The organism is Vibrio sp. UCD-FRSSP16_30 (assembly GCF_001676025.1).
GTDB lineage: Bacteria > Pseudomonadota > Gammaproteobacteria > Enterobacterales > Vibrionaceae > Vibrio.
The window spans coordinates 63,453-89,612 of record NZ_LZFW01000014.1 but is presented as its reverse complement, the minus strand read 5'-3'; the positions used below and the strand labels follow the sequence as shown (position 1 = coordinate 89,612).

Genomic DNA, 26,160 nt, shown 5'->3' with positions numbered 1-26,160 from the left:
ATATTGAGTGGTTATACCAATCGTAGTAAGCAAATGATTGGTATCATTGGTTTAACAAAGGTTGTTCAATGAAAAAATCTTTACTGGCAGTGAGCTTAATGAGTGCCTTCTTTTTAGTAGGTTGTGGCGAAGCAAAAAAAACACAGCGTGGTGGCGAGGCTCCAACGGTGGTGGTTGAGCCTGCTACCGTTATTTCTCATCAACCCAGCAAATCTTATGTAGGTCGCATAGAAGCGATTGAAGATGTTGATATTACCGCTCAAGTCACAGGCTACTTAAAGCAACGCCATTTTAAAGAAGGGCAAATAGTCGAAAAAGGACAGTTGCTCTACACCATTGAACCGTCTTCATTTAAAGCGCAAGTAGCCAGTGCCAAAGCATCGGTTGCTCAAGCATCTGCGCTATTAAAACGCGCCGAAAATGATTATAAACGTGCGAAAAACCTGTTGCCAAAGGGCAGTATTTCTCAGTCGGAATACGACAGTAAGCAAGCGGAAAAATTGGCTGCCTCAGCGCAACTTGAAGCGGCAAATGCCGAACTGTTATTAGCGCAAGTTAACCTGTCATACACCAAAATCACCGCCCCTTTTAGTGGCCGAATTTCCGATACTAAAGTCAGTACTGGTGATTTGCTTTCTCCTTCATCGGGCACTTTAACCACCTTGGTCAGTTTAGACCCAGTACATGCTTCGTTTCAGCTCAGTGAACGAGAGCGTTTACAATTTGGTTTTGATCAATACGAAGGCGATGGTGAATCCAATAACGGTGAAGTCGAAGTATCGGTGATGCTAGAGAACGGTCAGCAGCATCCCTATAAAGGTCGCTTAGATTTTGTCGGCAATCGCATCGACTTAACCACTGGCACATTAGCGGTGCGCAGTTTAGTGCCCAACACCGAGCATACGCTTTTACCGGGGCAGCACATTAACTTGGTGATTGCTTCCGCGCAAACTCAGCCTGCGGTAGTCATTCCGCGACGTGCGGTGCAAACCGATATTGCTGGGGACTTTGTGATGCTAAAAACCGATGGCAATATTGCCGAGCGACGTAATGTGGAGTTGGGCGTTCAAACCGCCTCTGGCGTTATCGTGAAAACAGGTCTGTCTAAGGACGACCAGATCATTGTTGGCGGTTTGCAACGCGTTCGTAATGGTATCGCGGTGCAAGTTGCATCAGCTAAAGTTGATAGCAAAATAAAAGAGTCGGAGCAATAATATGTTGAGTCGATTTTTTATCCAGCGCCCTAAATTTGCGCTGGTTATCTCTATTATTCTAACCCTTGCGGGCGCCATTTCATTGGCGGTTTTGCCTGTCTCAGAATACCCAAGAATTAGCCCACCTTCGGTGAGTGTGACCGCTTACTACACGGGCGCAAGTGCGGAAACCGTTGAACAAGCAATCGCAGACCCAATAGAAACCTCGGTTAATGGCGTAGAAGGCATGATTTACATGTCCTCTAAAAGTGCGAATGACGGTTCTTATAACTTGAATGTGACCTTTGATGTTGGCACTGATCCTGACATGGCGCAGGTGAACGTACAAAACCGAGTCACGCAAATAGAATCTAAGCTTCCTCCAGAAGTGCGCACAGTGGGAGTCACGGTAAAAAAACGCTCTCCAGATATGCTCATGGTGCTGAACTTTTATGCGCCTGATGGTCGATATGATGATCAGTTCTTAGTTAACTACGTCAACTTAAATATCAAAGACCAATTGACCCGAGTGAAGGGCATCAGTGAAGTCAACGTCATCGGCGGCGGCGAGTTTGCCATGCGTGTTTGGCTCGATCCTGAAAAGCTAGCAAGCCTTGGTCTGACGACCTCGGATGTATATGGCGCATTGTCTGAACAAAACATTCAAGTGGCGGCAGGTAAAGTGGGCGCTCCCCCTTATGACGAAGCCACAGATGTTACCTTTAATCTTGTGACTAAAGGGCGCTTAGCAAGCGTTGAAGAGTTTGAAAACGTCATGCTGCGCGCGAATCATAATGGTTCAGCGGTGTATCTAAAGGATGTGGCTCGTGTTGAGTTAGGCAAAAAGTTTTACGATGGAACAGGGCAGTTTCGCGGTGAAGATGCCTCAATTGTGATTCTTAGCTTGCAGTCGGATGCTAACGCCTTAGAAAGCGGCGAATTAGTGATGCAAACGCTGGATAACATGAGTGTTAACTTCCCAGATGGCATGGCCTATGAGAGCAGTTATGACACCACCTTATTTGTGGAAGAGTCGATAAAAGGGGTAATCAAAACTCTAATTGAAGCCATTTTATTGGTTATCGCCGTCACCTATTTATTCCTTGGCAGTGCGCGCGCGACTTTGATTCCTGTGGTGGCGATTCCGGTGTCATTGATTGGTACGTTTGCGGTGATGCAAATGACCGGATTTACCATCAATACAGTGACTTTGTTTGGTCTGATTCTAGCCATCGGTATTGTGGTGGATGATGCCATTTTGGTGATTGAAAATGTCGATACCACCATGGCAAAAGATCCCTCTTTATCACCGCGCAAAGCGACCTTAAAGGCGATGAAAGAGGTGACTGGCCCCATTGTGACTTCCACTTTGGTTTTACTAGCGGTATTTCTGCCTGTTTCTATGCTCCCCGGCATTACCGGCATCATGTATCGCCAGTTTGCCTTGACCATTTGTATTTCGGTGGTGATTTCATCAATTAACGCGTTAACGCTATCGCCTGCGCTGTGTTCGTTGGTGCTAAAGAAAGGTGGTGGCAATACCGCAAGTTGGTTTAAAGCCTTTAATAAAGGTTTGGATAAAGTGACCGCGGGTTATGGGCGATTGGCGGGGTTTTTAGTAAGAAAAGGCATTTTGCTGGTCATCTTCTTTATGGTGGCGGTTGCCGCAGTCACTTATCTTGGCAAAACCACCTCAACAGCGTTTGTGCCTCAAGAAGATAAAGGTATTTTGTTGGTTAACGTTCAGCTACCCGATTCTGCATCATTATCACGTACCGAAGTAGTGGTTGAGGATCTGGTTGAGCTGTTTGAGCAAGAGCCGGGCGTGGAAGGGATAACGGTTGCGACAGGTTATGCCTTTATGACTGGAGCGGCTGCATCTAACGGTGCATCACTGTTTATTAAGCTAAAACCGTGGGATGAACGTACTGCTTTAGAAGGTGATCATTCATCATTTGCAATCTCTGGGCGGATTAATGCCAAATCTAGAGCGCAGATCCCTGATGCGGTAGTGTTTGCATTGGGGCCTCCGGCAGTGCCGGGTATGGGCTCTGCATCAGGCTTTGAATTTGTTCTAGAAGATACGCTAGGGCGCAGTCGCAGTGATTTAGCTCAGCTTATGAATGATGTGATCACTGAGGCCAATAAGCAGCCAGAAATTGCTCACACGTTTAGTACATTTCGCGCCAATGTCCCTCATTATTACGTGGATATTGACCGCAATAAAGCTAAGCAATTAGGGATCTCTCTAACGGATATTTTCCAAACGTTGCAGGGCAATTTAGGCTCAATGTACGTCAATGATTTCACCATGTTGGGTAAGAACTTTCGCGTTACTATGCAAGCGGATGGCAAGTATCGTTCATCTATGGATGATTTAGGGCGATTCTTTGTTCGCAGTCAGGACGGGGTGATGGTGCCATTGAGCACTTTGATTACCTACGAGCAAGTATTTGAGCCTGATGTGGCGTGGCGTTATAACATGTATCGCTCGGCGGTGATCCAAGGACAACCTGCTCCGGGTTTCTCCAGTGGTGACGCCATTGAAGCAATGGAGCGCGTGGCAGGTGAAATGCTGCCTCAAGGCTATCAATACGAATGGACAGGTATGGCTTACCAAGAAAAGCTGGCAGGTAATCAGGCTATCTACGCATTTGCCTTGGCTCTGATCTTTATCTACCTGTTTATGGTGGCGCAGTATGAGAGTTGGACCATTCCGATTGCGATTATTTTAGTGGTGCCAGTGGCCACATTAGGCTCATTTATTGCGCTGAATTTGGCAGGGATCCCCCTTAACTTATATGCGCAGATAGGATTAGTTCTGCTCATAGCGTTGGCGGCAAAGAATGCAATCTTGATTGTTGAATTTGCCAAGAATGAGCGCGAACAAAATAACCTAGAAATCGACAAAGCGGCAGTAATGGGCGGAATACTACGATTTAGAGCGGTGAACATGACCTCATGGTCCTTTATCTTAGGTATTTTCCCGTTGGTATTTGCCAGTGGCGCGGGCAATATTAGTCAAAACTCACTGGGTATTTCTCTGATTGGTGGCCTGTTATGTGTGCTACTTGCTGGTACGTTATTGATTCCGGGCTTCTACGCCATGATTCAAAAGCTGCGAGAAAAAGCCCACGGCGGTAGCACTAAGCTGGTGGATCTTGATGACGAATAATACTGCTGTGTAATTATTGTCTAAAGTAAAAAAAGGGTCATACGTTACGGTATGACCCTTTTTTATTAGGGTTTCTTCTCTATGAAGAGAAAGCTATTTTGCCTGTGACACTTCATCAAGCAAATACAAAATCGATTGATACGGTATTCCGCTGTGATGAGACAGACCAATTTCACAGGTTTTACTGTTACTAAAGCCGCGACTGCAATCACTTGGTACTTGCTCTTTTAAAGGGTGTACCGCTGCTTCATTAAGCTCTGGTGTGGTAAAGCCTTTATCACCCGCCCAGCCACAACATTGAATATGCTCAGGTATAATCACCTTTGATGTACAGGCATTGGCAAGGGTTAACATGGTTTGTTCTAGCCCCATGCGTCTGGAGCTGCAAGTCACGTGCAGCATCACAGGCTCATCGAGTGGCGTGACGGCCAAATGCTCTAGCAAGTACTGCTGGGCAAATCCCGCCGGCTCCAGTATTTCAAGAGGCTGAGTAAATTGCTCAATGCTGCGTTTAGCACAAGGGCTGGTATCCATCAGTACGGGATATTTGCCTTGTTCAGTGGCTTGCCATAACACGGCCTCTAACTGGTTGGCCTTTGATGAGGCAATATCGTTCATCCCTTTGCTGTCATAAGGCATACCGCAGCACTGCTCGTTTAACTGTTTAGGAATAATTACTTCAAAGCCTGCTTTATCTAGCAGTGAAAGAGTGACTTCGGTAAGCGGTCTTTGGTCTTGGGCGTCGTTTTGCTGTCCCATATTACGACTGGCGCACGAAGGCATATACACCACTTTTTTATCTGCGGTAAAAGCGCGCTTTTGTGTCTCTTTCTCTACATCAAAGTTATTGGCTTGCGGGTATTCTTTTAGCCAAATTGGCGTTGCCTGTTTGGTGATAGAACGCACGCCATTAACCAGTTTGCCAACGGTTTTTTCACTGGTGATTTTTATGGCCGATTGATTGATTTTAAGTCCGGTTTTGGCAAGCTTTGCTGTGCTTGCAAAATGATCGGCGGTCCATTTGGCAATCGGAGTGAATTTTTGATACTTGGCGGTGCGCAGCTGCTTAACCAAATCGCCAGTGTTAATGCCGACAGGGCATCGCTCAGCACATAAGCCTGTAGCGGCGCAGGTGTCAATACCTTGATAGTTAAAGGTTTTCTCAAGCTCCGAGGCTTCGATGGTTTCGCCTGCATTTTTTCTGCGTTGCAACTCTCGGTACAATACAATTCTTTGTCTAGGGGATAAGGTTAAGGTTCTTGATGGGCAGACTGGCTCACAAAAGCCACACTCAATACAGCGATCGACAATAGGATCTGCCGCAGGCATCGGCTTTAAGTTTTCAATGTGCGAATGCGGGTTATCATTAATGATAACGCCGGGGTTAAACAGACCTTGCGGATCAAACAAGGCTTTGATTTGTTGCATTAAGGCGTAGCCTTCTTGCCCCCATTCAAGCTCCACATACGGCGCCATATTACGCCCTGTGCCGTGTTCCGCTTTTAATGAGCCTTGGTATTTAACCGCGACCAATTCGGCCACGTCATCCATGAAGTTGCCGTATCGCTCAACTTCGGATGGTTTATCAAAGCCTTGAGTAAACACAAAGTGCAGGTTGCCTTCCAGTGCGTGCCCAAAAATAATCGCTTCACTGTACTGATATTTATCAAACAACCCTTGCAGATCGCGAATGCCATTGGCGAGATTTTCGACAGGGAACGCCACATCTTCAATGATGACGGTTGTGCCCACTTCACGCACCGCGCCAACCGCAGGAAACATCCCTTTGCGAATGCCCCACAGCGTTGCCACCATTTTGGCTTCACTGGTGAATGCAATGGATTGAGTAATGGTGTAATCAGCCAGCGTTTGCATGACCGTGGCACATTGAGCATCAAGCTGAGCTTGGCTACTGGCGTGTGATTCAATCAAGATAGCCGTTGCATCAAGGTCGAGATCTTTGATGAACGCTGGCATGCCATCTTTATCGGCAACCGATCGTAGCGCGCGTCCATCCATTAACTCCACAGCTGCAACCGGCAGTTTTGAGAGGGTGGTAACTGCAAGGCTTGCTTCTTCAATGGTTGAAAAGACCAACAACGCGGAGGCTTTATTGGCGTGTTCAATCACGGTGTTATAAGTGATCTCAGCAATAAAGCCGAGTGTGCCTTCAGAACCCACCATCAAATGTTGAATTACATCGATAGGGTCGTGATAATCCACCAAGGCATTTAACGCATAGCCAGTGGTGTTTTTTAAACGATATTTGTGTCTGATTTTCTCAGCAAGGGCTGGGTTATCTCGCACGCTTTCACACAAGGCTTGGATGCCTTCAATCAGCTCTGGTTTAGTAGCAATAAACTCAGCAATACTCTCTTTTGAACTGGTATCAAGGTGCGTGCCATCGCTAAACACAAGCTTCATGCTATCCACGGTTTTATAGGAGTTGTGCGCGGTACCACAACACATACCACTGGCATTGTTGGCGGCAATCCCTCCGATTTTACAAGTATTGATGGACGCAGGATCAGGGCCGATTTTACGCTGATAAGGGGCGAGGTATTTATTGGCATCAGCGCCGATAACGCCCGGTTGCAACACGATTTTATTGCCTCCATCGATAATTTCATGCTGTCGCCAGTCATCGGTTAAGGTGATTAATACCGAGTCTGACAGAGCTTGTCCTGAGAGACTGGTGCCTGCGGCGCGAAAGGTGCAGTGAATGCCGAACTCTCGACAGCTATTGATCGCAAAAGTCACTTCATCTAGGTTTTTAAGTCGTAACACGATTTTGGGAACCAATCGATAAAAACTGGCATCGGTACCGTAAGCCAGTCGTTTTGCTTGTTGAGTGATAATGCGTTTAGCATCAATTTTTTCTGCCAATCGCGTTTCAAGGTGTTGATAAGTCGCTGTTGAGAGTGCCTTGGTCATTGAATACTTCCTAGTGAATGACGGTTACGGTTTGATGATGTTGTATTGCTTTGTTATGAATTGCTTTTTTATGTATTACTTTTTATGTACTGCTTTTTCGCAATTTATAAGCGGTTAATCAGCGAATCCGCGGATAGATCTTGGATGGATTTTGCTCCAGTTAAGGTCATGGCAACGCGCATTTCTTTGTCGTACAGATCAAGCAAGTTCTCCACCCCTTTGCCACCTTGCGCGGCAAGTGCGTAAACAAAAGAGCGCCCCAGTAACGTACAGTCAGCGCCTAATGCCAGCATGCGTACCACATCAAGTCCGGTGCGAATCCCAGAATCGGCAAGAATTTTAATGTCACCTTTCACCGCATCGGCAATGCTAGGTAATGCTTTGGCGGTAGATAACACGCCATCTAATTGCCTGCCGCCGTGGTTAGAGACCACGATGCCATCTGCGCCAAATCGAACCGCATCCTTGGCATCGTTTTCATCAAGAATGCCTTTGATGACCATAGAACCGTCCCAACTATCGCGGATCCACTCGAGATCCTTCCATGAAATCGAAGGGTCAAAATTCGCGCCTAACCAGCCGATATAATCTTCAAGTTTAGTGGGTTCACCGCGATAGGTTGAAATATTGCCCAGATCGTGAGGCTTGCCTAAAACGCCAACATCTAACGCCCAACTTGGATGACACATCGATTGTAAGATGCGGCGGATATTGGCATTAGGGCCGCTCATTCCTGAGTGCATATCACGATAACGCGCCCCCGGTACGGGCATATCCACGGTAAAGACTAAAGTGGTTACGCCGGCGGCTTTAGCGCGCTCCAATACATTGCGCATGAATCCGCGATCTTTTAGTACATAAAGCTGAAACCACATTGGACGTTCGATGGCAGGGGCGACTTCTTCAATAGGGCATACAGAAACGGTCGATAGGGTAAAAGGAATGCCTTTGTTTGCTGCCGCTTTGGCCGCTTGCACTTCACCGCGACGAGCGTACATACCGGTCAGCCCAACCGGGGCAAGCGCAATGGGCATCGCCAGTTTTTCGCCAAACAATTCAGTCTCTAAACTGAGGTCAGACATATTTCTTAATACGCGCTGCTTGAGAGCCACTTCACCAAGATCTTGAGTATTGTGCTTTAAAGTTCGCTCGTCATAAGAGCCACCATCAATGTAGTGAAATAGAAATGGAGGAAGCTTTTTCTTGGCAACGGCGCGGTAATCAGTAGAAGAGGAAATGATCATAATTATTGTTCTCGTGTCTTCGTGATTGAAAGGTGAAGCTGTATTGGCTTTTATTTTAGTGGTTCTGTTTTTGTTGGTGGTACTTACTTGTAGTCACTTATTTGTAGCAACTGACTTGTAGAAAGTGACTGATAGTAAACAGTTTAGGGCGCAAATATTGCGCCCTAATTGATTGCAGTCGCTACTTCACCAATATGTCGGTAAATTGGAATCCGTAGATCACAAGCATGCCGATAATGCCGGTCATGATGAGGTAGTAGAGGGTAGGGATAACGGTCTTACGCAATACCGCGCCTTCGCGACCAAGTAGCCCCACTGTTGCAGATGCGGCAACAACGTTGTGAATGGCAATCATGTTACCTGCCGCCGCACCAACGGCTTGCAGGGCAACCATGATTACGCTCGAGATATTTAATGTTTGCGCCACTTCAAACTGGAACTGGCTGAACATCATGTTAGAAACCGTATTCGAACCTGCAATGAATGCCCCTAGCGCGCCAATAGTGGCACTGAGCATTGGGAAGGCTGAGCCTACAATGTCTGAGGCAAAGTTTGCTGTGGTGACTGGCATACTAGCAAGGTCAGCACCGTTAATGCCTGAGTTAATAAAGATACGCACCATAGGGATGGTAAACAGCAATACAAAACCTGCGCCAATCAGGGTTTTACTGGATTCGCCAAAAGCATTACTTAGAGCTTTAACGCCGCCAGATTGTAGGAGTACCGCCAGTAGCGCCACAAAGACTAAGATGCCGCCCGGTAGATAAAGAGGCTGAATAGAGGTGCTAATGCCAGTCTCACCCAAGATGTTGCCAAACGAAAGGCTGACGCTTTGTAACATTCCTTTAAATTCAGGGCTAACACGGCTCGCCACTAGGATGAGCGCAAGCATCACATAAGGTGCCCATGCTTTTGCAAGGCTCATAGGCGTGCCGGTAGTTTTCTCTTTTAGATCAATCTTTAAAGAGCCTAGCCATTCTGCTGGCCATTTATCTTCGCTATCAAAATCCCACTGTTTTTTAGGAACTAAGAAGCCTTTTTTAGCCGCCGTGACCACAATGGCTAGACCAATCATGCCACCAATTAGAGATGGGAATTCAGGACCAAGGAAAACACCCGTTAACGCGTAAGGAACGGTAAATGCAAGGCCGGCAAAGACTGCGAACGGCAGAATGTCTAAGCCTTCTTTCCAGCTGCGATTTTTACCAAAGAAGCGTGTCAGCATGACGGCCATTAATACTGGAATTAACGTACCAACAATGGCGTGAATGATAGCAACACTGGAGGTGATTTGTTGTAGATAAATATCCCATGTAGAGCCATGCACAAGCAGTGATTCACCAATGTTATGAGTATCTAAACCTCGGTTTACCCCAACAATAATAGGCGTACCGACCGCGCCAAAAGAGACGGGCGTAGACTGAATCATCATGCCCATCAGTACCGCGGCAAGAGCTGGGAAACCAATGGCAACTAATAGTGGCGCTGCAATGGCGGCAGGTGTGCCAAATCCTGAAGCGCCTTCAATGAATGAGCCAAAACACCACGCAATGATGATCGCTTGAATGCGTCGGTCACAAGAAATGTCAGTAAAGCCATTTCGTATCACCGTGATTGCGCCTGTGTGCTTAAGAGTGTTTAACAAGAAGATAGCACCAAAGACAATCCAAAGTACCGAGACAGTAATGCCTAAGCCTTGAAAAATAGAAGCAATGACTCGGTTTGCCGACATATCCCAGCAAAGTAGGGCGATGACAACGGTCAGGGCAAATGCCACTGGCATTGCTTTTTTTGCGGGCCAGTTAAGGCCGACAAGTAGTATCGCCGCGATAACAATTGGCGAGAAGGCCACCAGGGCCAGTACGGTTTCACTCATAGGTATACTTCCTCGTACGTTTGCATGACATAGCGAACGGTTTCGCTATGTCATGAAAGTATCTTGTAATGGTTTTGTTAACTGACCGTGAATTTAATCCTTTATTTTTTGTTGATATAGAGAAATAATGAAAATAATTGTTTCCAAAAATGACGTAATACGATGCGAGCAGATGATTTAATTTTGTTTTCTCAAGTAGTAGAGTTGGGAAGTTTTAGTAAGGTCGCAGATAAAAATAACCTTACAAATTCGGTAGTTAGCAAAAGAATTGCCAGATTAGAGGAGAATGCAGGAGCGTAGCTGCTCTATCGAACCACACGTAAACTCACTCTGACTGAGGCGGGTAAGGTGTTGTTAAATAAAGCGAAAAATGTGACACAAGCCACCCAAGAAGCCAAGGACGCCATTTCGGGTTTTGGTGAAAAGATTTCAGGGCACATAAAAATGTCGGTGCCGACCATCTCTGGCGAATTAATCTTAGCGGATGCCGTTGCCGAGTTCTGTAATCAAAACCCCGGCTTATCGGTAGATATGTCACTGAAAAATCGCTTTGTCGACCTGGTAGAAGATGGCTACGACTTAGTGATTCGCACAGGGCACCTTGAGGATTCAAGCTTAATCGCGCGCCATATTATTGACTCGCAGTGGGTGGTGTGTGCATCGCCCTCCTACATCGCCAGAAATGGCGCACTGACTCATCCGCAAGATCTGGTCAAGCATAACTGTCTGCAATACGCCTATCAGACAACGGGAGCCAGCGAATGGGAATTTAAAGGTGACAATGGCAATTATATGATTAAGGTCTGCGGTGGTTTTACGACCAACAACGCCACGGCGCTAAGAAAATCAGCATTAGGAGGGCATGGCATTGCTTATGTTCCGAGATGTTTGGTTTATCAAGATTTTCTAAATGGGGATCTCATTGATATTTTCCCTGAGCAGGTAGGCAAGAAGTTAGGCATTTATGCGGTGTATCCGTTTACCCGTCAACCACCCAATAAAGTGAAATTGCTCATAGAGCACATTCGTAAACGTTATCTGGCAATAGGTTATTGTTTTTAGACTAGCGAATGTTGAACTCAGTTGATTTCAATACCCGCTAAGTGCTGAAGTATGACTAATCAACAAGCTCAATATCTAGACTTTGCAGTAGATTGAGCGCTTCATGGCGTGAGAATTTCGCTCCGCTTAGGCGATTGTTATTTAAGTCGATGGAAAGATTTGATGATTCACTAAAATCGACTTTTTCAAGATTAGTGCGCATAAATAGGCTGTGGCTAAAATCGCAATAGGTCATCTCGGACTGAGAAAAATCCCCTTCGCGAAAATCTGCGTCATGCAATTTACATTCAAGCATAGTGAGTTCTTGCAAGGTTAAACCAAACCATGAGCAATCATTTAAAATGCATTGCTTAAACGACAGTTCACAATCGGCGTGAAAACTTGGCCAGTGCGCTGTTGTCCAATCAATCCCCACCAATTTACTTTCCTCAAAGCTCACTTGATACCAACGACAATTGGGGATTTTTAGCAGGCTTAGATTGCAGCGTACAAACGAGCAATTAATAAATCGACAGTTATTGAGGCGAGTTTGCGATAAATCACAGTCGATAAATTCACACTCTTCAAATTCAATATCATCAAAAGCCTCATCGACAAGTGACACTTTGCTAAAACTCTCATCATAGTATTGCTGGTGGTTTTTCATCTTAGTATCCAATGTCTGCTTTTAGTGACAGTGAACAGTACTTGTTAAACAAAAAAGTGTCTACAAAGGAACACTTAATGTGTCTGTTTTATGAGTCAATATCGATACGTTTTGTCTGTTTCTATGGGTCATTTATCACCCATTTTCTCATCGTTATATTCAAACTAAGTATGACCTGTCGCTCTAACCGGCTGATATGTAATCAATTCATGTCTTTTTATTGTTTGTGGCATAGGGATTGCTACTAGGTTGGCAACTGTACCCATAGATGGGGCAGATTGACCCTCAAGGAGATTCGACATGTTTAAACCCCTCACTTTGTTATCCGTTTCGGCGTTAACGCTTGCCAGCTTTAATGCCAGTGCAAATTGTGACGACGGAGAAATTGTCATCAAGTTCAGCCACGTAACCAATACTGATAAACACCCAAAAGGTATTGCCGCTTCGCTACTTGAACAGAGAGTGAATAGTGAAATGAACGGTAAAGCGTGTATGCAGGTCTTCCCCAATTCGACGCTTTATGATGATGACAAAGTGCTAGAGGCTTTGCTTAACGGTGATGTTCATCTGGCCGCACCGTCCCTATCAAAATTTGAGAAGTTTACTAAGAAATACCGAATTTTTGATTTGCCATTTTTGTTTGAAGATGTTGATGCTGTAGACAGATTCCAGAACTCTGACGCGGGGGAGAAGCTGAAAAATGCCATGAAACGCCGCGGCTTAGTCGGGTTGCAATTTTGGCATAACGGCATGAAGCAGATGTCGGCAAATAAACCTTTGTTGATGCCCGAAGATGCCAAAGGACTTAAATTCCGTGTACAGGCATCGGATGTATTGGTGGCGCAGTTTGAACAGCTCGGTGCTAACCCTCAGAAAATGTCATTTAAAGAAGTGTATGGCGGTCTGCAAACCAAGGTTATTGATGGTCAGGAAAATACGTGGTCGAACATTTACGGTAAGAAATTTTTTGAAGTGCAAGATGGTGTCACCGAAACCAATCACGGCATTTTGGATTACCTAGTGGTGACATCAAATGATTTTTGGACGGAACTGCCCGATGATGTGCGCAGTCAGCTAGATACCATTTTAACCGAAGTCACCATGGCTCGAAATTCAGAATCGGCCAAGGTCAACCAAGCGAACAAAGAGAATGTCATTGCCGCTGGTGGCACTGTGAGAACCTTAACACCAGAACAGCGCCAAGCTTGGGTGGAGGCATTGCAACCGGTGTGGAAGAAATTTGAAAAAGACATTGGCTCTGAGCTGATTGATGCGGCCTTAGCGTCTAATAAATAAGGTGACCTATACCAATCTCGATAGGCGCTCATTTCCCTATTGAGATTGGTTTACGGTATTAGAACGGCTTATGGAATTAAGTAATTAAGCAATTAAGCAATTAAGCAATAAAATTAGGCTATGGACGTGAGTAACTGATGATGGAAGATAAACATCAAACACAATCAGCGTGGGCGCGCATTGGCAAAGTAACGGATAACTTTGAAGAGACCTTAATAGCGTTTTTTCTTGGAACAATGACGCTACTGACCTTTGCCAATGTCGTGATGCGTTATGTCTTTAATGACAATATTTTATGGGCATTAGAGCTAACAGTATTTTTATTTGCTTGGCTGGTGTTAGTGGGTGCTTCCTATGGCGTGAAAAAACATTTTCATATTGGTGTTGATGCCTTCATAAATATCCTTCCTCAGCGAGCACGCCAAGTGTGCGCCATGTTATCGGTCATCTCCTGTCTTGCATTTGCGCTATTGCTATTAATTGGTTCTTGGAAATATTGGTACCCGTTTGCCACCGAGCGTGCATGGTATGAAACAGATGATATCCCGATGTTGCAATTGCTTCAGTTTATGTCTGATTGGCTTAATGAAGGGGAGCGTTACGAGAAGCTGCCAAGATTCATTCCTTATATGGCATTGCCGATTGGTATGGTAATGCTGACCTTTCGCTTTGTTCAAGCCGCAGTTGCAATTTTCAGTGGTAAAACAGACCGCCTGATCGCAGGGCATGAAGCGGAAGAAGAGCTAGAGCAACTAAAACACGACAGCGCCAACATCGCTGAAAAGGGAGAGTAGACGATGGCGGTTTTAGGGCTATTTATCATGGTGATCCTATTTATGTTGATTGGCGTACCTATCGCTGTATCACTAGGGCTTGCCAGTATTTTATTTTTATTAATTCATTCCGATGCCTCACTGGCTTCCGTAGCGCAAACGCTGTTTAACGCTTTTGAAGGGCACTACACACTGCTGGCCATACCTTTCTTTATACTAGCGTCAAGCTTTATGGCGACAGGTGGAGTGGCTCGTAGAATTATCCGTTTTGCTATCGCATTGGTCGGATGGTTTAGAGGCGGTTTAGCCATGGCATCGGTGGTGGCGTGTATGATGTTTGCCGCTCTTTCTGGATCATCTCCTGCCACAGTGGTTGCCATTGGTAGCCTTGTTATTGTCGGCATGGTGAAAAATGGCTATAGCAAAGAATTCGCCGCAGGAGTGATTTGTAATGCGGGGACATTAGGCATTTTAATTCCTCCATCGATTGTGATGGTGGTGTACGCGGCGGCAACCGATGTGTCGGTAGGGCGAATGTTTCTTGGCGGCGTCATACCGGGTTTACTGGCGGGGGTGATGCTCATGATTGCCATTTATATTGCCGCTAGAATCAAAAAATTGCCCGCACAACCCTTTGCCGGATGGCGAGAAATTGGCGCTTCGGCGCGAGATGCCAGTTGGGGCTTACTGCTGATTGTCATTATTTTGGGCGGTATTTATGGCGGAGTCTTTACTCCAACAGAGGCGGCCGCAGTAGCGGCGGTGTATGCGTTTTTAATTGCTAACTTTGTCTATAAAGACATGGGGCCGTTTGCCGATAAATCGAACCGCAAACCTCTGCTACTCAAAGTGATGCAAACCTTGGTACACAAAGATACCAAAGAGACCTTGTTTGAAGCCGGTAAACTGACCATTATGTTGCTGTTTATCATTGCTAATGCATTGATACTAAAGCACGTTTTAACCGAAGAGCGCATACCTCAGCTCATTACCGAGTCCATGCTTTCAGCTGGCCTTGGGCCGATCACTTTCTTGATAGTAGTGAATATACTGCTGTTGATTGGCGGGCAATTTATGGAGCCATCGGGGCTGCTGATCATTGTCGCGCCATTGGTGTTCCCAATCGCCATTGCTCTGGGCATCGACCCAATCCATCTTGGTATTATGATGGTGGTGAATATGGAAATCGGGATGATCACCCCTCCGGTGGGGCTAAATTTATTTGTAACAGCAGGGGTTGCAAAAATGTCCATGCTCGGGGTGGTGAAAGCCGCACTGCCTTGGGTTGGTGTGATGTTTTTGTTTTTGATTATCGTTACTTACGTACCATGGGTCTCGACTTGGCTTCCGACCCTATTAATGGGGCCGGAGATCGTGACTAGATAATGGTGACTCAATAATCGCGAATAGATAAATAGCGACTAGGTAATGACTAATCAGCCTTATAACTGTCTTTATCTAGCTCGTAACGCTGCATCTTGTCGTAAAGGGTTTTACGGGCAAGTTGCAGCGTTTGCATGGTATGTTTGATACTGCCGTGATTATCTATCAAGGCTTGCTCAAGGGTATAGCGTTCAAATTCAGCCACTTGTTGCGCCAGACTTAGCTCTGACTGACTGAGTTCCGACTGATTGTCTTCAGTCAATGATTCTAAGGTTAGCTTACCAAGCAGGACGAATCTTTCTGCCATGTTCCTCAGTTCTCGCACGTTACCCGGCCAGTCATGATTGAGCAATAAGCTGAGATCGTGAGGGCTGAGGGCTTGCTGGGTTTTAGCGTATCGCGAAGCGGCGACCAGTAAAAAATGATGAAACAAAGTGGCAATGTCTTCTTTTCTGTCACGTAAAGGCGGCAGATCTAAGGTGACGATATTTAAGCGATAGTATAAATCCTCCCGAAAATGGCCCTGTTGCGCGGCTTGTTTAAGGTCGACCTTAGTTGCGGCAATCACGCGAATATCGATAGGAATCAACGTATTTGATCCTACGCGCTCAATGCTTCTCTCTTGCAATACTCTTAATAAGCGAATTTGTGCCTGCATTGGCATCGATTCGATTTCATCCAGAAATAAAGTGCCGTTCTGAGCGTATTCCAACTTGCCGATACGCCGACTTTCCGCACCGGTAAACGCGCCTTTTTCATGACCATAAAGCTCACTTTCAATTAGGTTTTCCGGTATTGCGCCGCAATTGAGCGCCACAAAGTTGTTGTCTCGGCGAGCGCTTTGTTCATGTAAAGAGCGCGCGACTAATTCTTTACCTGTTCCTGTCTCACCAAAAATTAAAATATCAGCAGAAGTGTCGGCAATTTGGGTAATAGTTTGTTTTAACTGCAATATATTCGGCGTGTTGCCAATGATGCGCGGACCTAAAGTTTGACTGGCTTTTAATGAGTCGCGCAGACGTTTATTTTCGACCGTCAGCTGATGCTTTTCTATCGCCCGTTTGCTTGTATCGAGCAGGCGATCGGTTGCAAAAGGCTTTTCGATAAAATCATAAGCGCCTTTGTGCATCGCCTCAACGGCCATAGAGATGTCGCCATGGCCAGTAATTAATATCACTGGTAATTCTGGACGCTGTTGATTGAGTTTTTCGAGTAGAGACAGTCCTGAAATACCCGGTAATCGAATATCGGAAATAATTACATGTGGCGTGCATGTACTTAATGCCTTGAGTGCTTGCTCGGCATTTTCAAAAAACTGCGCCTCGATTTCTTCGAGCTCAAAGCTTTGTTTAAGAGCACTGCGAATCTCTTGCTCATCATCAATAATAAAGGCATCGCATACGGTCATATTAAGTCTGCTCCTTAGCCATGGTGTTATTTTTCTTGGTCAGTAATGAAATGGTGAATCGAGCGCCGTCCATAGGGCTGGTCTCATAGGTGAGTTGCCCATCAAAGCTTTCAATAATTTGTTTGGAAATAGACAGTCCTAATCCCAAACCATTGTCTTTAGTGGTAAAAAAAGGCTCGAATAATTGATTGTGTAGGTCTTTGCTAACGCCGCATCCATTGTCATCAATATGAATAAATAACGTGCCGCTAGCGTTATTATCCAGTGATATACAAAGTTGAGGGTTATCTAAGGTGCGAATTTCTTGCATCGCATTGGTCAGTAAATTAACCAACACTTGCTCAAGTTGAATTGGGTTTGCCCAAATTTGAATCTTTGATAGCGGCATATCATGCGGCGTTTCAGACCGATCCAAAGGAAGATTAAGCGTAAGGCTGAGTGCATTAAATTGCGGTTTTAATAGAGCTTGGGTGGATAATAATATGGGTTCAAGATGTGTGTAGCTGAGATCATTACGTCCTGATTTTTTAGCAAAAGAGCGTAGTTGTTGGCTGATGTTAGCCATTCGCTGAGTGAGAGCAGAAATACGCTGAAAATTTTCAGATGCTTGTTGAGATTTGCCTTTTACAAGATAGCGCAAGCCATTCTCTGCATAACTGCGTATAGCCGCCAGTGGATTATTTAACTCATGGCTAATGCTGGTGGAAAGTTGCCCAAGCAGTGCCAATTTAGCGGCCTGAATAAGCTCATCTTGAGTTTGTCTCAGCTGAGTTTCTGCCTCGCTGCGCTGACGAATTTCTACATGCAGTTCAGCAGTTCTTTCAAGGACTTGAAATTCGAGTTTTTGTTTTGCTTGAGCCTGAATTTTATCTATTTGCTGATGCTTCAGGTGCTGATGGCGAATCAATAGCAGTAGCAATAAAATTACGCCAAACACTAAGCTAATAATCACTAAGTAATTGACTAATGCCCAATAAATGTGAGTGGTAGGTAGAAGACTTCTGAGATTTAATTTGGCTCTAGGAAATTGCTCAACTAAGGTAATAAACTCGCCGCTAATATGCGAGTCCTTTAGAGTAAGAGTCGTTGATTTAAGATTTAGATCGCCAATGGTATTTAAGGGCTGAATATCGGCATTAAGATATTGTCTGCTGTGTTTTATTTTCCCTAGCGTCTCATCGGATAGTGAGGTTAAGCTTTTAAACAGTAAAGCGGGTCGATTGGACATGAAAATGATGTTGTTATCATCGGTGGCAATAAATATTCCCTGACTTTGTTGCCATGTTGATTCTATCGCCGTTAGTTCAATTTTTATGACGATGACACCGATTATTTCAGCGGCGTACACCACAGGAAAACCATAATAATAGCCCCTAACGCCTGAGCTTACTCCGAGCGCGAAATACTCACTGTTATCACCTTGAATGGCTTGCTTAAAATAAGGGCGAAAGGCAAAGTTTTTGCCGATAAATGAACGTTGCAGTGACCAATTACTTGCCGCAATCGTGGTGCCATAAGCGTTGAGAAGGTAGGTGTCGGTAGCAGAAACTACTTGATTGACGTGCGTTAAATACCGATTTGTAATTTCAATTTGCGCGCTGTTATCTGGAGAGAGTAGCGCGTTAATTAATGCTTTATCTTTTGAGATAAGCTCGGGAATGTGACTGAATTTATCAAGCTCGCTGCTAATGTAATGAGAAAGCTTTTCCAGTTGTACTTTTTGTTTATCGATGAGGTCTTGTTTAGTTTGTTGCCACACCCATTGCCCTCCAAAAAGCAGCGTAGTGAGAAACAAAAATAATATGAGTATAAATTGGCGCATCATCAGCAGTAAATGATAAACAACCTAGCAAATGAGAGATGCAAAAAGTATATGTTATCGCGCTGAAGTGAGAGGGATATTTTATCAATAATGGGTGGAAGTGAGAGATGGATAGGCAAATAAAAACGCGAAACCGGGCTGGGTTTCGCGCTATCTAGTAAACAAACAGTGACGGTTATTTTTTACCGTGACTTTGCTTATCTTCTACCGTTAGTTCACGGATTTTACGGCTGATATCGCGACGAGTTTTCGAGATTTCAGCGCTAGTGATGATATGGTCATCAACACGATCGTCATAATCAGCTTTCATGTTTTTCACAATACCGATGATTTCATCATGGCTCATGTTTGGCTTGATGTAATCCATCAGATTATCTAACAAATCAGCACGTTTGCGATTATCACGAATTTTATTTTCGTGATCGATGATTTCGCGTTTAAGTTTATTTTTCTGACGAGCCAAGTTTACAATTTCGTATACATTGTTCATTTTCTGTCCTTAAAGCTAATATTCACTGAGGAAATTAAACCACAAGCTTAGGTAAACATACAGAGGGAAAAGCATCCATTTTTAATTGTTGTTCGCTTTTCTTACATTCGAAGCAAAATGAGCATAAATTCATACACTAACTATCGCAACCTAACCAATACTTGCATACAATCTTAGTAAATAAAATATTAAGACGGAATTTGAGAATGTTATTGCAATTATCTGCATTAGAAGCACGCATTATTGGTTGTCTGATCGAAAAAGAAGTGACCACTCCTGATTATTACCCTTTAAGTTTGAATAGCTTAACAACGGCATGTAATCAAAAAAGCAATCGTGACCCTGTGATGGAATTAACGGATGCGCAGGTGCTTGACGGGCTCAATTCTCTAATCGAACGTCGCCTTGTCAACGATGAAAGTGGCTTTAACAGTCGCACCGCAAAATACCGCCATCGATTCTGTAATACCGAGTTTGGTGACTTACAATTATCCTCTCAAGATAAGGCAATTGTGTGTGTCATGCTGCTTCGCGGAGCGCAAACTCCGGGCGAGCTTCGCACACGTACTAATCGTTTGACCCAATTTGCTGATGTAAAAGAAGTGGAAGCGACATTAGACAAATTGGCAACACTTGATTCACCCATAGTGGTTAAATTGCCAAAAGAACCAGGTAAGCGAGATTTTCGTTATCAGCACCTATTTTGTGGTGAAATTGATATCGAAGCCTTAGCCAGTAGCGCGCCTACGGTAATCACTACCCCGACAGCAGAAAAACTGCATGCATTAGAGCAAGAAGTTAGCGCACTTAAATCTGAAGTTGCCGAGCTGAGAGCTTTAATCGAATCGGTACTTTAAGTGATAGTTAAGTGATAGCAAGGTGACATCTTCCGACTCATATTGGTTTGTGTACCTTATTCGAAATCGCCACAATGCATTGTATTGTGGCGTGACTAATAATCTGCAAAGACGCTTGCAACAACATGTCAAAGGAACAGGCGCAAAAGCGTTAAGAGGAAAAGGACCGTTAAGCCTTGAGTGGTCAGTTCAGGTAGCGAACAAATCTCAAGCGCTGAAGCTAGAATACAAAATTAAACAGTTAAGCAAAAAACAAAAGGAACGTTTGGTGGCTAATGAAAGCCTCGAACAATTGGAGTTGACTGTATGCGAAATAATACCTTAATAGCATTATCACTGGCTCTGTGCGCCAGTCAAAGTTTTGCCAGTACAGTATTGCGAGAATACTGGGAATACGATGCTTATATCGAGCAACATCCCGAGCAAAAACAATTGATTAGTGACATGTCGCTGCGTATTTATCAGCCGCCAGTGCCTATTCAAACTCAGCAAGATAAACCGATTGATATCGATATAGTGTACCCAGGTTCACAGCTGTCAGATTATTGGTGGCGGAACATAAAAGCATTAGAGCTAAGGCTTAATGAGCTCGATATCGATTATCGACTGCGTAAGTACTCGTCTCGCCCAAGCCTTGATTACCGTCAAGAGAGCGAAAGCTTGCAGACGGTACTGCAAGACCCACCGGATTATCTGCTGTTTACTCTAGACACGAGTCGACAGAAAAAGTTTGCAGAGACGATATTAAATAGTAGTGATACTAAGCTTATTCTTATCAACATCACCACACCGATTAAGCAGTGGCATGAGAATCAGCCATTGATGTACGTTGGGTTTGACCATGTTCACGGTACCCAACTTTTAGCAAAAGAATACCTTAAAAGGTTCCCTGAAAAAGCCGATTTTGGCGTGATGTATTTTTCGCCTGGCTATATCAGTGAAGCGCGCGGTGATAGCTTCGTTCAGTATGTAAAACATCATGGGGATTATTCTTTAAAGCGAGCTTATTTTACCGATGCTAATCGTGAAAGTGCTTATAAAGCAACGTTGTCAATGTTGGAGAAAGAGCCGAATATCGAATTTATCTATGCTTGTTCAACCGATGTCGCGTTTGGTGTTGCCGATGCATTAGCCAAGCTTGATCGACAAGATATTGTGGTAAATGGCTGGGGTGGAGGATCAGAAATACAAGCAGTGCAAAATGGTGATCTGGATTTTACGGTTGTGCGCATGACTGATGATACAGGCATTGCAATGGCAGAGGCCATTAAGCTCGATTTGCAAGGTTCGCCAGTTCCACAAGTTTTTTCGGGAGATTTTAAGATTCTTAGTAAATCTGATAGCAGTGAAGAGGTCGATGTTTTACGTAATAAAGCATTTCGATATTCTAATTTTTAATCCAAGGTCATTCTTTGTTAGTAAAAGGTCATTATGAAACTCGCGGCTAGAAAAAATTCTCTGATAGGACAGATTATCAAGACCGCTTGGGTGTCTTGGTTTGTCGTAATCGTAGTGTTTTTCTTTTATAACTATCATCTTGGCACTAAAACGTTTGAAACAGAGTTAGAGCGAAACTTTAACCAAACCGCGCGTATCGTAAAACAACTGGTCGAGATTCGCCTGCATACTATACAGGTCACCCAAGATATCACCTCACGCTCGCGCACCTTAATCGATTTATTTGATAAGAAAAACTATCTGGCTATTGATCATTATATGGCTGAATTGGAGCAGGTGGATCCCAATGGTGTTTCTGATTTTCGCTTTATGTATCAATATGGAAAATTGGTTTGGGATGATGGTAATGCCGCTTTTTATGAACTGACACCATCTCAGTTAGCCGCACTGGGTCATGAGGTCGATTTTAATAATAACTGGTACTTCTTATCGCCATCGAAAGATCTTGGCAGTAAACACATTATGATCCGCCGATCACCTTTGATTAATTTTGAAACTGGTGAAGTAGTGGGTCATTACTATGTGGGTTTAGTGTTGGATAACAACTTACGTCTGCTACAAGATGTGGTGGTTGATGCCAATATCAGTGAAATTATGCTGGTGGAAGGTGGTGAGATTATTGCTTCCTCTTCTACTGAAGTGAGTGAAAAGTTGGATAGAAACCCGGGACTTAAATTATCAGACCAAGTTCATCTGAATCCTGAAATGATAAGCCAAGTTGATGTGATGGTTGGGGGAGTGGTTACGCCACTGCAAGCGGTTTTCCTGCAAGATACCAGTGAGTTAGATTGGGTCGAGTTTAGTTTTGCCGCTTCGCTATTGTTTGCTCTGTTGGCCATTACGGCACTCGCATTTATCATTACTAAATCAATCCAGCGCAGAATAGCGCAAGAAATTAAAGGGCTGATGTATCTGGCTGATAGCTTTGATAGTGCTAAACAAACAATCTCTTTTAAGGGGTCAAATATTATTGAGTTTGACCGTTTAGGAAACACTTTATTTAAGAGTATTCAACGAGAAAAACAAAGAGAAACGTCATTTAAAAATTTAGTGAATTTTTCTGTTTTGCCGACGGTTCTGATGAGTAACAGCAAGCAAATTCTTGAGATTAATCCAGCGTCGATAGAAGCATTTGCCAATGATCGCAGTGCGATCACCCTTAAAGAGAGCTTAGATGAATACTTGGATGAGGCTCTAGCGACCCAGCAAAATATTGAAGCGGATACCTATTTTGGCGACCAAGTGTACCGCTGGAATATTTCACCGATAGTGGTTGAAGGAGCCGCGCCAACACTTGTGGTGCAGGGCAGAAATATCACTCAATTTATTGAAGCGGAGCGACAAAGTGAACGAGCTCGCCAAGAAGCGGAACAAACCGCTGCCGCTCGTGCCGAATTTGTAGCTAAAGTCAGCCATGAAATCAGAACTCCGTTAAATGGTATTTTAGGAATGGCGCAAATTCTCAAACAAAATGCGATAACGGATGATCAAAAGCAGCAAACGCACGTTCTCTACCAAAGCAGTGAGCATTTAATGGGGTTATTGAATGATATTTTAGATTTTTCACGCATTGATAAACAAGGCGTTGAGATAGAATATTCTGATTTCTCCTTGAATCAAATGTTAGATACGGTGGACTCGTTTGCTGAGCCCACTTGTCAGCAAAAAGGTTTGAAGTTTGTGGTTAATAAGCACTTTGAACAAGATATCATTGTGCGTAGCGATCAAATGCGCCTTACTCAAATATTCCTCAATCTTTTGACTAATGCGGTTAAATTTACGTCTAGTGGCGCAGTTATTGTTGATGTCGAGCTGCGTAACCGTTTGGTGGATCGAGCGGAGCTGAGTTTTTCCGTTACCGATACTGGTATTGGGATTGCTCATGACAAGCTAGAAAGTGTCTTTTCTTCCTTCACTCAAGCGGATAGTCATATCAGTCGGCAGTATGGAGGCAGTGGGCTTGGGCTTAGCATCGTTAAAAGCTTAGTTTTTCACCTTGGCGGTAGTATTAGTGTGGATAGTCAACTTGGTAACGGTAGCTGTTTTTTAATTGTGTTGCCAATATTAACAGTCGAAGAGCAAGTGACGTCATTGCCTGTGAGTGTGCCTGATAAGTCTTTATCTAATAGGCACTTACAGGTGTTACTTGTTGAAGATAATAAAACTAATGCCTTTGTTATTCAGGCGCTAGGTAAAAAACATAATCTGATATTTGATTGGGTAACGGATGGCCTGCAAGCCTTACAAAAGGTTCAGCAGCGCTCGTATGATTTGATCTTAATGGATAATCAAATGCCTAATATGGATGGCATTGAGGTGACCGATAAATTGCGTCGTGAACTGAAAATCACCACACCGATTGTGGCGTGTACCGCTGATGGTTATCAATCGACTGAGCTGGCATTTATGGCCGCAGGAGCGAATGCAGTGCTTGTAAAACCAATATTAGAAGATAATCTAGTGCGCATTCTACATCAGGTTTTGGAGCAAAAACCGTGTTAAATTATCAGACTATTGATATTCCCTTTAATCATCGCCATTGTTGCTGGTTTTGTAATGAGCCAAGTAATGATGCAGTGGATTTTCCAACGGTCGAGAGTGCTTATTTAGCGCATACACCGCTTACGATACCGGCTTGTAAAGAGTGCAAGATCATTAGTCAATCTTGTGTCACTGATTCCATTTGGGATCTGCAATTACAAATCAACAATGCATTAATGAAGCGCTACGCCAAGCATTTAGGTATTGGAGTTAATTGGACGAAACAAGAGCTGCAAGACACGTCACTAGAGGGGACTTCATTTAAGGGTTTCACTGACAGTGCGTGGATGATGTATGAAATTGCTAAAGGACGAGTGGATTTTTTAGGCTGGCCTTTGTCTCTTAATGGTGTTCCTTTGGATATCATTGATGATAGTTACGGCTTTGATTTTGATGGTACACGTTTTATTAATTTTGATGCTGCATTGGAGTTTTATCAAAAATCAGAGTCTTTAAATAAATATCTGCTAGATGGTCTTGTTGAAATTGTCGGGCAGGGACGATTTGCTTATGCTTTGCGTATTGCTCGTTTGCATCCGTCGATACAAAAGCGTTCTGCTGATAAAGTGTTGTCTGAAATTACTCAGCAAGAAACAGATAAAAATGTGATTGCAGATTCTGCTAGGTCTTTTGTTGCAACCCGAACCGTATCTCTAGAGAGAGTCACGGCAGTGACGATAGCGAATGAGCAAGTCACGCCGCAAGCGATTGTGTGGGCAATCAATCATGGTATTCAAAACTTAGCTCAATTACAGCAATGTGAGGATGCTTTTTTTGATCAACATGAACATTTAGGTGGCGTACTCGCATTTCAGTTGTATCACGGGCTTCAGGTATATTTAGAAGCCAGAGATGACTCTAACTGGTGCGAACAATACGATCCAAACAATGAGTTATGGTTACAGTAGATCTGTTTTAATCACTTTTGACGAGCAACTTATCTAGCCAGCGAGTCGGCAATATTCGGCGCAGAAAACCAAAGATATAAGTCGGCTGAGTCACGTAGTATCTTGCTTTAGGCTTATTGCTATTAATGATTTTTTGTACCGGTTTTAGCACGGCTTCAGCCGATAAGGTAAAGCGATTTGATGATGATTCTTTTGCTAATCTATTGACGGTATTACGATAGTTTTCACTGTGCCTTGAGGCGGAAGTATCAATATTTTGCTCAAAGGCAATCAATGCATTTGCACGAAATTGACTGACAATCGGTCCTGGTTCTATCAAGCTAACCGAGACATTGGTGTCCATCAGTTCAAGGCGCAATGTATCGGTATATCCTTCAAGGGCAAACTTACTGGTGTTATAAGCGCCGCGATATTTCATCGCTACTAAGCCAAGTACCGAGCTATTTTGAATGATTTTTCCGCTACCTTGACTCAGCATTAACGGAATTACCGCTTTAGTCAGTTCATGCCAACCAAATAAGTTTGTTTCCAGTTGAGCTCGCAGCGCATCAGTAGGCAGATCTTCTAGAGCGCCACATTGCCCATAAGCCGCATTGTTAAACAACACATCAATGCGTCCGCCAGTGAGTTGCAATGTTTTCTCAAGGCCGGCATGGATAGACTGAGTATCAGTCACATCCAACTGAACACAAGTGAGCCCCTCGCGATTTAACCGCGCAACATCATCCTCACCACGACAACTAGCCACCACCCGATACCCAGCAAGATGCAACTGCTGAGCACAGTAATACCCAATCCCACTGCTACACCCAGTAATTAAAATCGATTCCTTCATACCCTGTAAACATCCCCCTCCAAAATGTGGACACCCATAATTAATCCCCCTCTTTTTAATCGAGACACCCATAGTTAAATTAAAAGGTCAGCCCCTCTTTTAATAAGGACACCCATAGTTAATTTTAAAAATGGATACCCTAGATTTTTGCGTTTAACTCGGTAACTAATTATGGGTGTCTCGATAAATATTAGTCGTAAAAATTTGAGATACCCGTGCATTGCTGACGTAATGGATTGATATTACCAGAGTTTAATTC

General features: G+C 44.0%; 18 protein-coding genes and 1 pseudogene. 11 read left to right on the top strand and 8 right to left on the bottom strand.

Annotated features, from left to right (window positions below):
* Positions 1–68: 68 nt before the first annotated feature.
* Together A9260_RS08585 and A9260_RS08580 are read left to right on the top strand one after the other, a co-directional pair.
* On the top strand, positions 69–1,214 hold the full coding sequence (locus tag A9260_RS08585; protein WP_068698072.1) for an efflux RND transporter periplasmic adaptor subunit: 1,146 nt from the start codon (positions 69–71) through the stop codon (positions 1,212–1,214).
* Between the two features lies 1 nt (position 1,215).
* Positions 1,216–4,368, top strand: a complete 3,153-nt coding sequence (locus A9260_RS08580; RefSeq protein ID WP_068698070.1) for an efflux RND transporter permease subunit — start codon at positions 1,216–1,218, stop codon at positions 4,366–4,368.
* 93 nt (positions 4,369–4,461) lie between these two features.
* Here A9260_RS08580 and A9260_RS08575 read toward each other — a convergent pair whose 3' ends face one another.
* The 3 genes from A9260_RS08575 to A9260_RS08565 all read right to left on the bottom strand — a co-directional run bounded on the left by A9260_RS08575 (position 4,462) and on the right by A9260_RS08565 (position 10,422).
* Positions 4,462–7,302, bottom strand: coding sequence for an FAD-binding and (Fe-S)-binding domain-containing protein (locus A9260_RS08575; RefSeq protein WP_068698068.1), 2,841 nt, complete (start codon positions 7,300–7,302; stop codon positions 4,462–4,464).
* Between the two features lie 104 nt (positions 7,303–7,406).
* Positions 7,407–8,546, bottom strand: a complete 1,140-nt coding sequence (gene lldD / locus A9260_RS08570) for an FMN-dependent L-lactate dehydrogenase LldD (protein ID WP_068698066.1) — start codon at positions 8,544–8,546, stop codon at positions 7,407–7,409.
* Between the two features lie 181 nt (positions 8,547–8,727).
* Positions 8,728–10,422 (bottom strand): L-lactate permease, encoded by a 1,695-nt coding sequence (locus A9260_RS08565; protein WP_068698064.1) that lies wholly within the window; start codon positions 10,420–10,422, stop codon positions 8,728–8,730.
* A gap of 162 nt (positions 10,423–10,584) precedes the next feature.
* Here A9260_RS08565 and A9260_RS08560 point away from each other — a divergent pair.
* Positions 10,585–11,484 (top strand): annotated as a pseudogene (locus tag A9260_RS08560) (LysR family transcriptional regulator).
* 55 nt (positions 11,485–11,539) lie between these two features.
* On the opposite strand, the gene A9260_RS08555 reads toward A9260_RS08560, so the two are convergent.
* Positions 11,540–12,142 (bottom strand): pentapeptide repeat-containing protein, encoded by a 603-nt coding sequence (locus A9260_RS08555; RefSeq protein ID WP_441351165.1) that lies wholly within the window; start codon positions 12,140–12,142, stop codon positions 11,540–11,542.
* Positions 12,143–12,430: 288 nt separating this feature from the next.
* On the opposite strand from A9260_RS08555, the gene A9260_RS08550 reads away from it, so the two are divergent.
* The 3 genes from A9260_RS08550 to A9260_RS08540 all read left to right on the top strand — a co-directional run bounded on the left by A9260_RS08550 (position 12,431) and on the right by A9260_RS08540 (position 15,585).
* Positions 12,431–13,426 carry a TRAP transporter substrate-binding protein gene (locus A9260_RS08550; protein ID WP_068698060.1) on the top strand — a complete coding sequence of 332 codons (996 nt, stop codon included), beginning with the start codon at positions 12,431–12,433 and terminating at the stop codon, positions 13,424–13,426.
* A gap of 140 nt (positions 13,427–13,566) precedes the next feature.
* On the top strand, positions 13,567–14,220 hold the full coding sequence (locus tag A9260_RS08545; protein WP_068698098.1) for a TRAP transporter small permease: 654 nt from the start codon (positions 13,567–13,569) through the stop codon (positions 14,218–14,220).
* Between the two features lie 3 nt (positions 14,221–14,223).
* Complete coding sequence (locus tag A9260_RS08540) at positions 14,224–15,585, top strand: TRAP transporter large permease (protein ID WP_068698058.1); 1,362 nt, start codon at positions 14,224–14,226, stop codon at positions 15,583–15,585.
* A 46-nt stretch (positions 15,586–15,631) separates the two neighbouring features.
* Here the strand turns inward: A9260_RS08540 and A9260_RS08535 are convergent, their stop codons facing one another.
* The 3 genes from A9260_RS08535 to A9260_RS08525 form a co-directional block, all read right to left on the bottom strand.
* Positions 15,632–16,990 carry a sigma-54-dependent transcriptional regulator gene (locus A9260_RS08535; RefSeq protein WP_068698056.1) on the bottom strand — a complete coding sequence of 453 codons (1,359 nt, stop codon included), beginning with the start codon at positions 16,988–16,990 and terminating at the stop codon, positions 15,632–15,634.
* 1 nt (position 16,991) lies between these two features.
* Positions 16,992–18,815, bottom strand: coding sequence for a sensor histidine kinase (locus A9260_RS08530; protein ID WP_068698054.1), 1,824 nt, complete (start codon positions 18,813–18,815; stop codon positions 16,992–16,994).
* Between the two features lie 172 nt (positions 18,816–18,987).
* Positions 18,988–19,302 carry a DUF496 family protein gene (locus A9260_RS08525; protein WP_068698052.1) on the bottom strand — a complete coding sequence of 105 codons (315 nt, stop codon included), beginning with the start codon at positions 19,300–19,302 and terminating at the stop codon, positions 18,988–18,990.
* Positions 19,303–19,508: 206 nt separating this feature from the next.
* On the opposite strand from A9260_RS08525, the gene A9260_RS08520 reads away from it, so the two are divergent.
* The 5 genes from A9260_RS08520 to A9260_RS08500 are packed head-to-tail and all read left to right on the top strand — an operon-like array spanning position 19,509 to position 25,066.
* Positions 19,509–20,159 carry a YceH family protein gene (locus A9260_RS08520; protein WP_068698050.1) on the top strand — a complete coding sequence of 217 codons (651 nt, stop codon included), beginning with the start codon at positions 19,509–19,511 and terminating at the stop codon, positions 20,157–20,159.
* Between the two features lie 22 nt (positions 20,160–20,181).
* The gene (locus A9260_RS08515) at positions 20,182–20,484 is read left to right on the top strand and encodes a GIY-YIG nuclease family protein (RefSeq protein WP_068698048.1); all 303 of its coding nucleotides are present in this window, start codon (positions 20,182–20,184) and stop codon (positions 20,482–20,484) included.
* Positions 20,466–21,557, top strand: coding sequence for a substrate-binding domain-containing protein (locus A9260_RS08510; protein ID WP_068698046.1), 1,092 nt, complete (start codon positions 20,466–20,468; stop codon positions 21,555–21,557). The genes A9260_RS08515 and A9260_RS08510 overlap by 19 nt, the downstream gene beginning before the upstream one ends.
* Before the next feature lie 33 nt (positions 21,558–21,590).
* Positions 21,591–24,119: a LuxQ periplasmic sensor domain-containing protein gene (locus tag A9260_RS08505; protein ID WP_068698044.1), complete on the top strand. Its 2,529-nt coding sequence runs from the start codon at positions 21,591–21,593 to the stop codon at positions 24,117–24,119.
* Complete coding sequence (locus A9260_RS08500) at positions 24,113–25,066, top strand: hypothetical protein (RefSeq protein ID WP_068698041.1); 954 nt, start codon at positions 24,113–24,115, stop codon at positions 25,064–25,066. The genes A9260_RS08505 and A9260_RS08500 overlap by 7 nt, the downstream gene beginning before the upstream one ends.
* A 7-nt stretch (positions 25,067–25,073) precedes the next feature.
* Here the strand turns inward: A9260_RS08500 and A9260_RS08495 are convergent, their stop codons facing one another.
* Complete coding sequence (locus tag A9260_RS08495) at positions 25,074–25,901, bottom strand: SDR family oxidoreductase (protein ID WP_068698039.1); 828 nt, start codon at positions 25,899–25,901, stop codon at positions 25,074–25,076.
* Between the last annotated feature and the right edge of the window lie 259 nt (positions 25,902–26,160).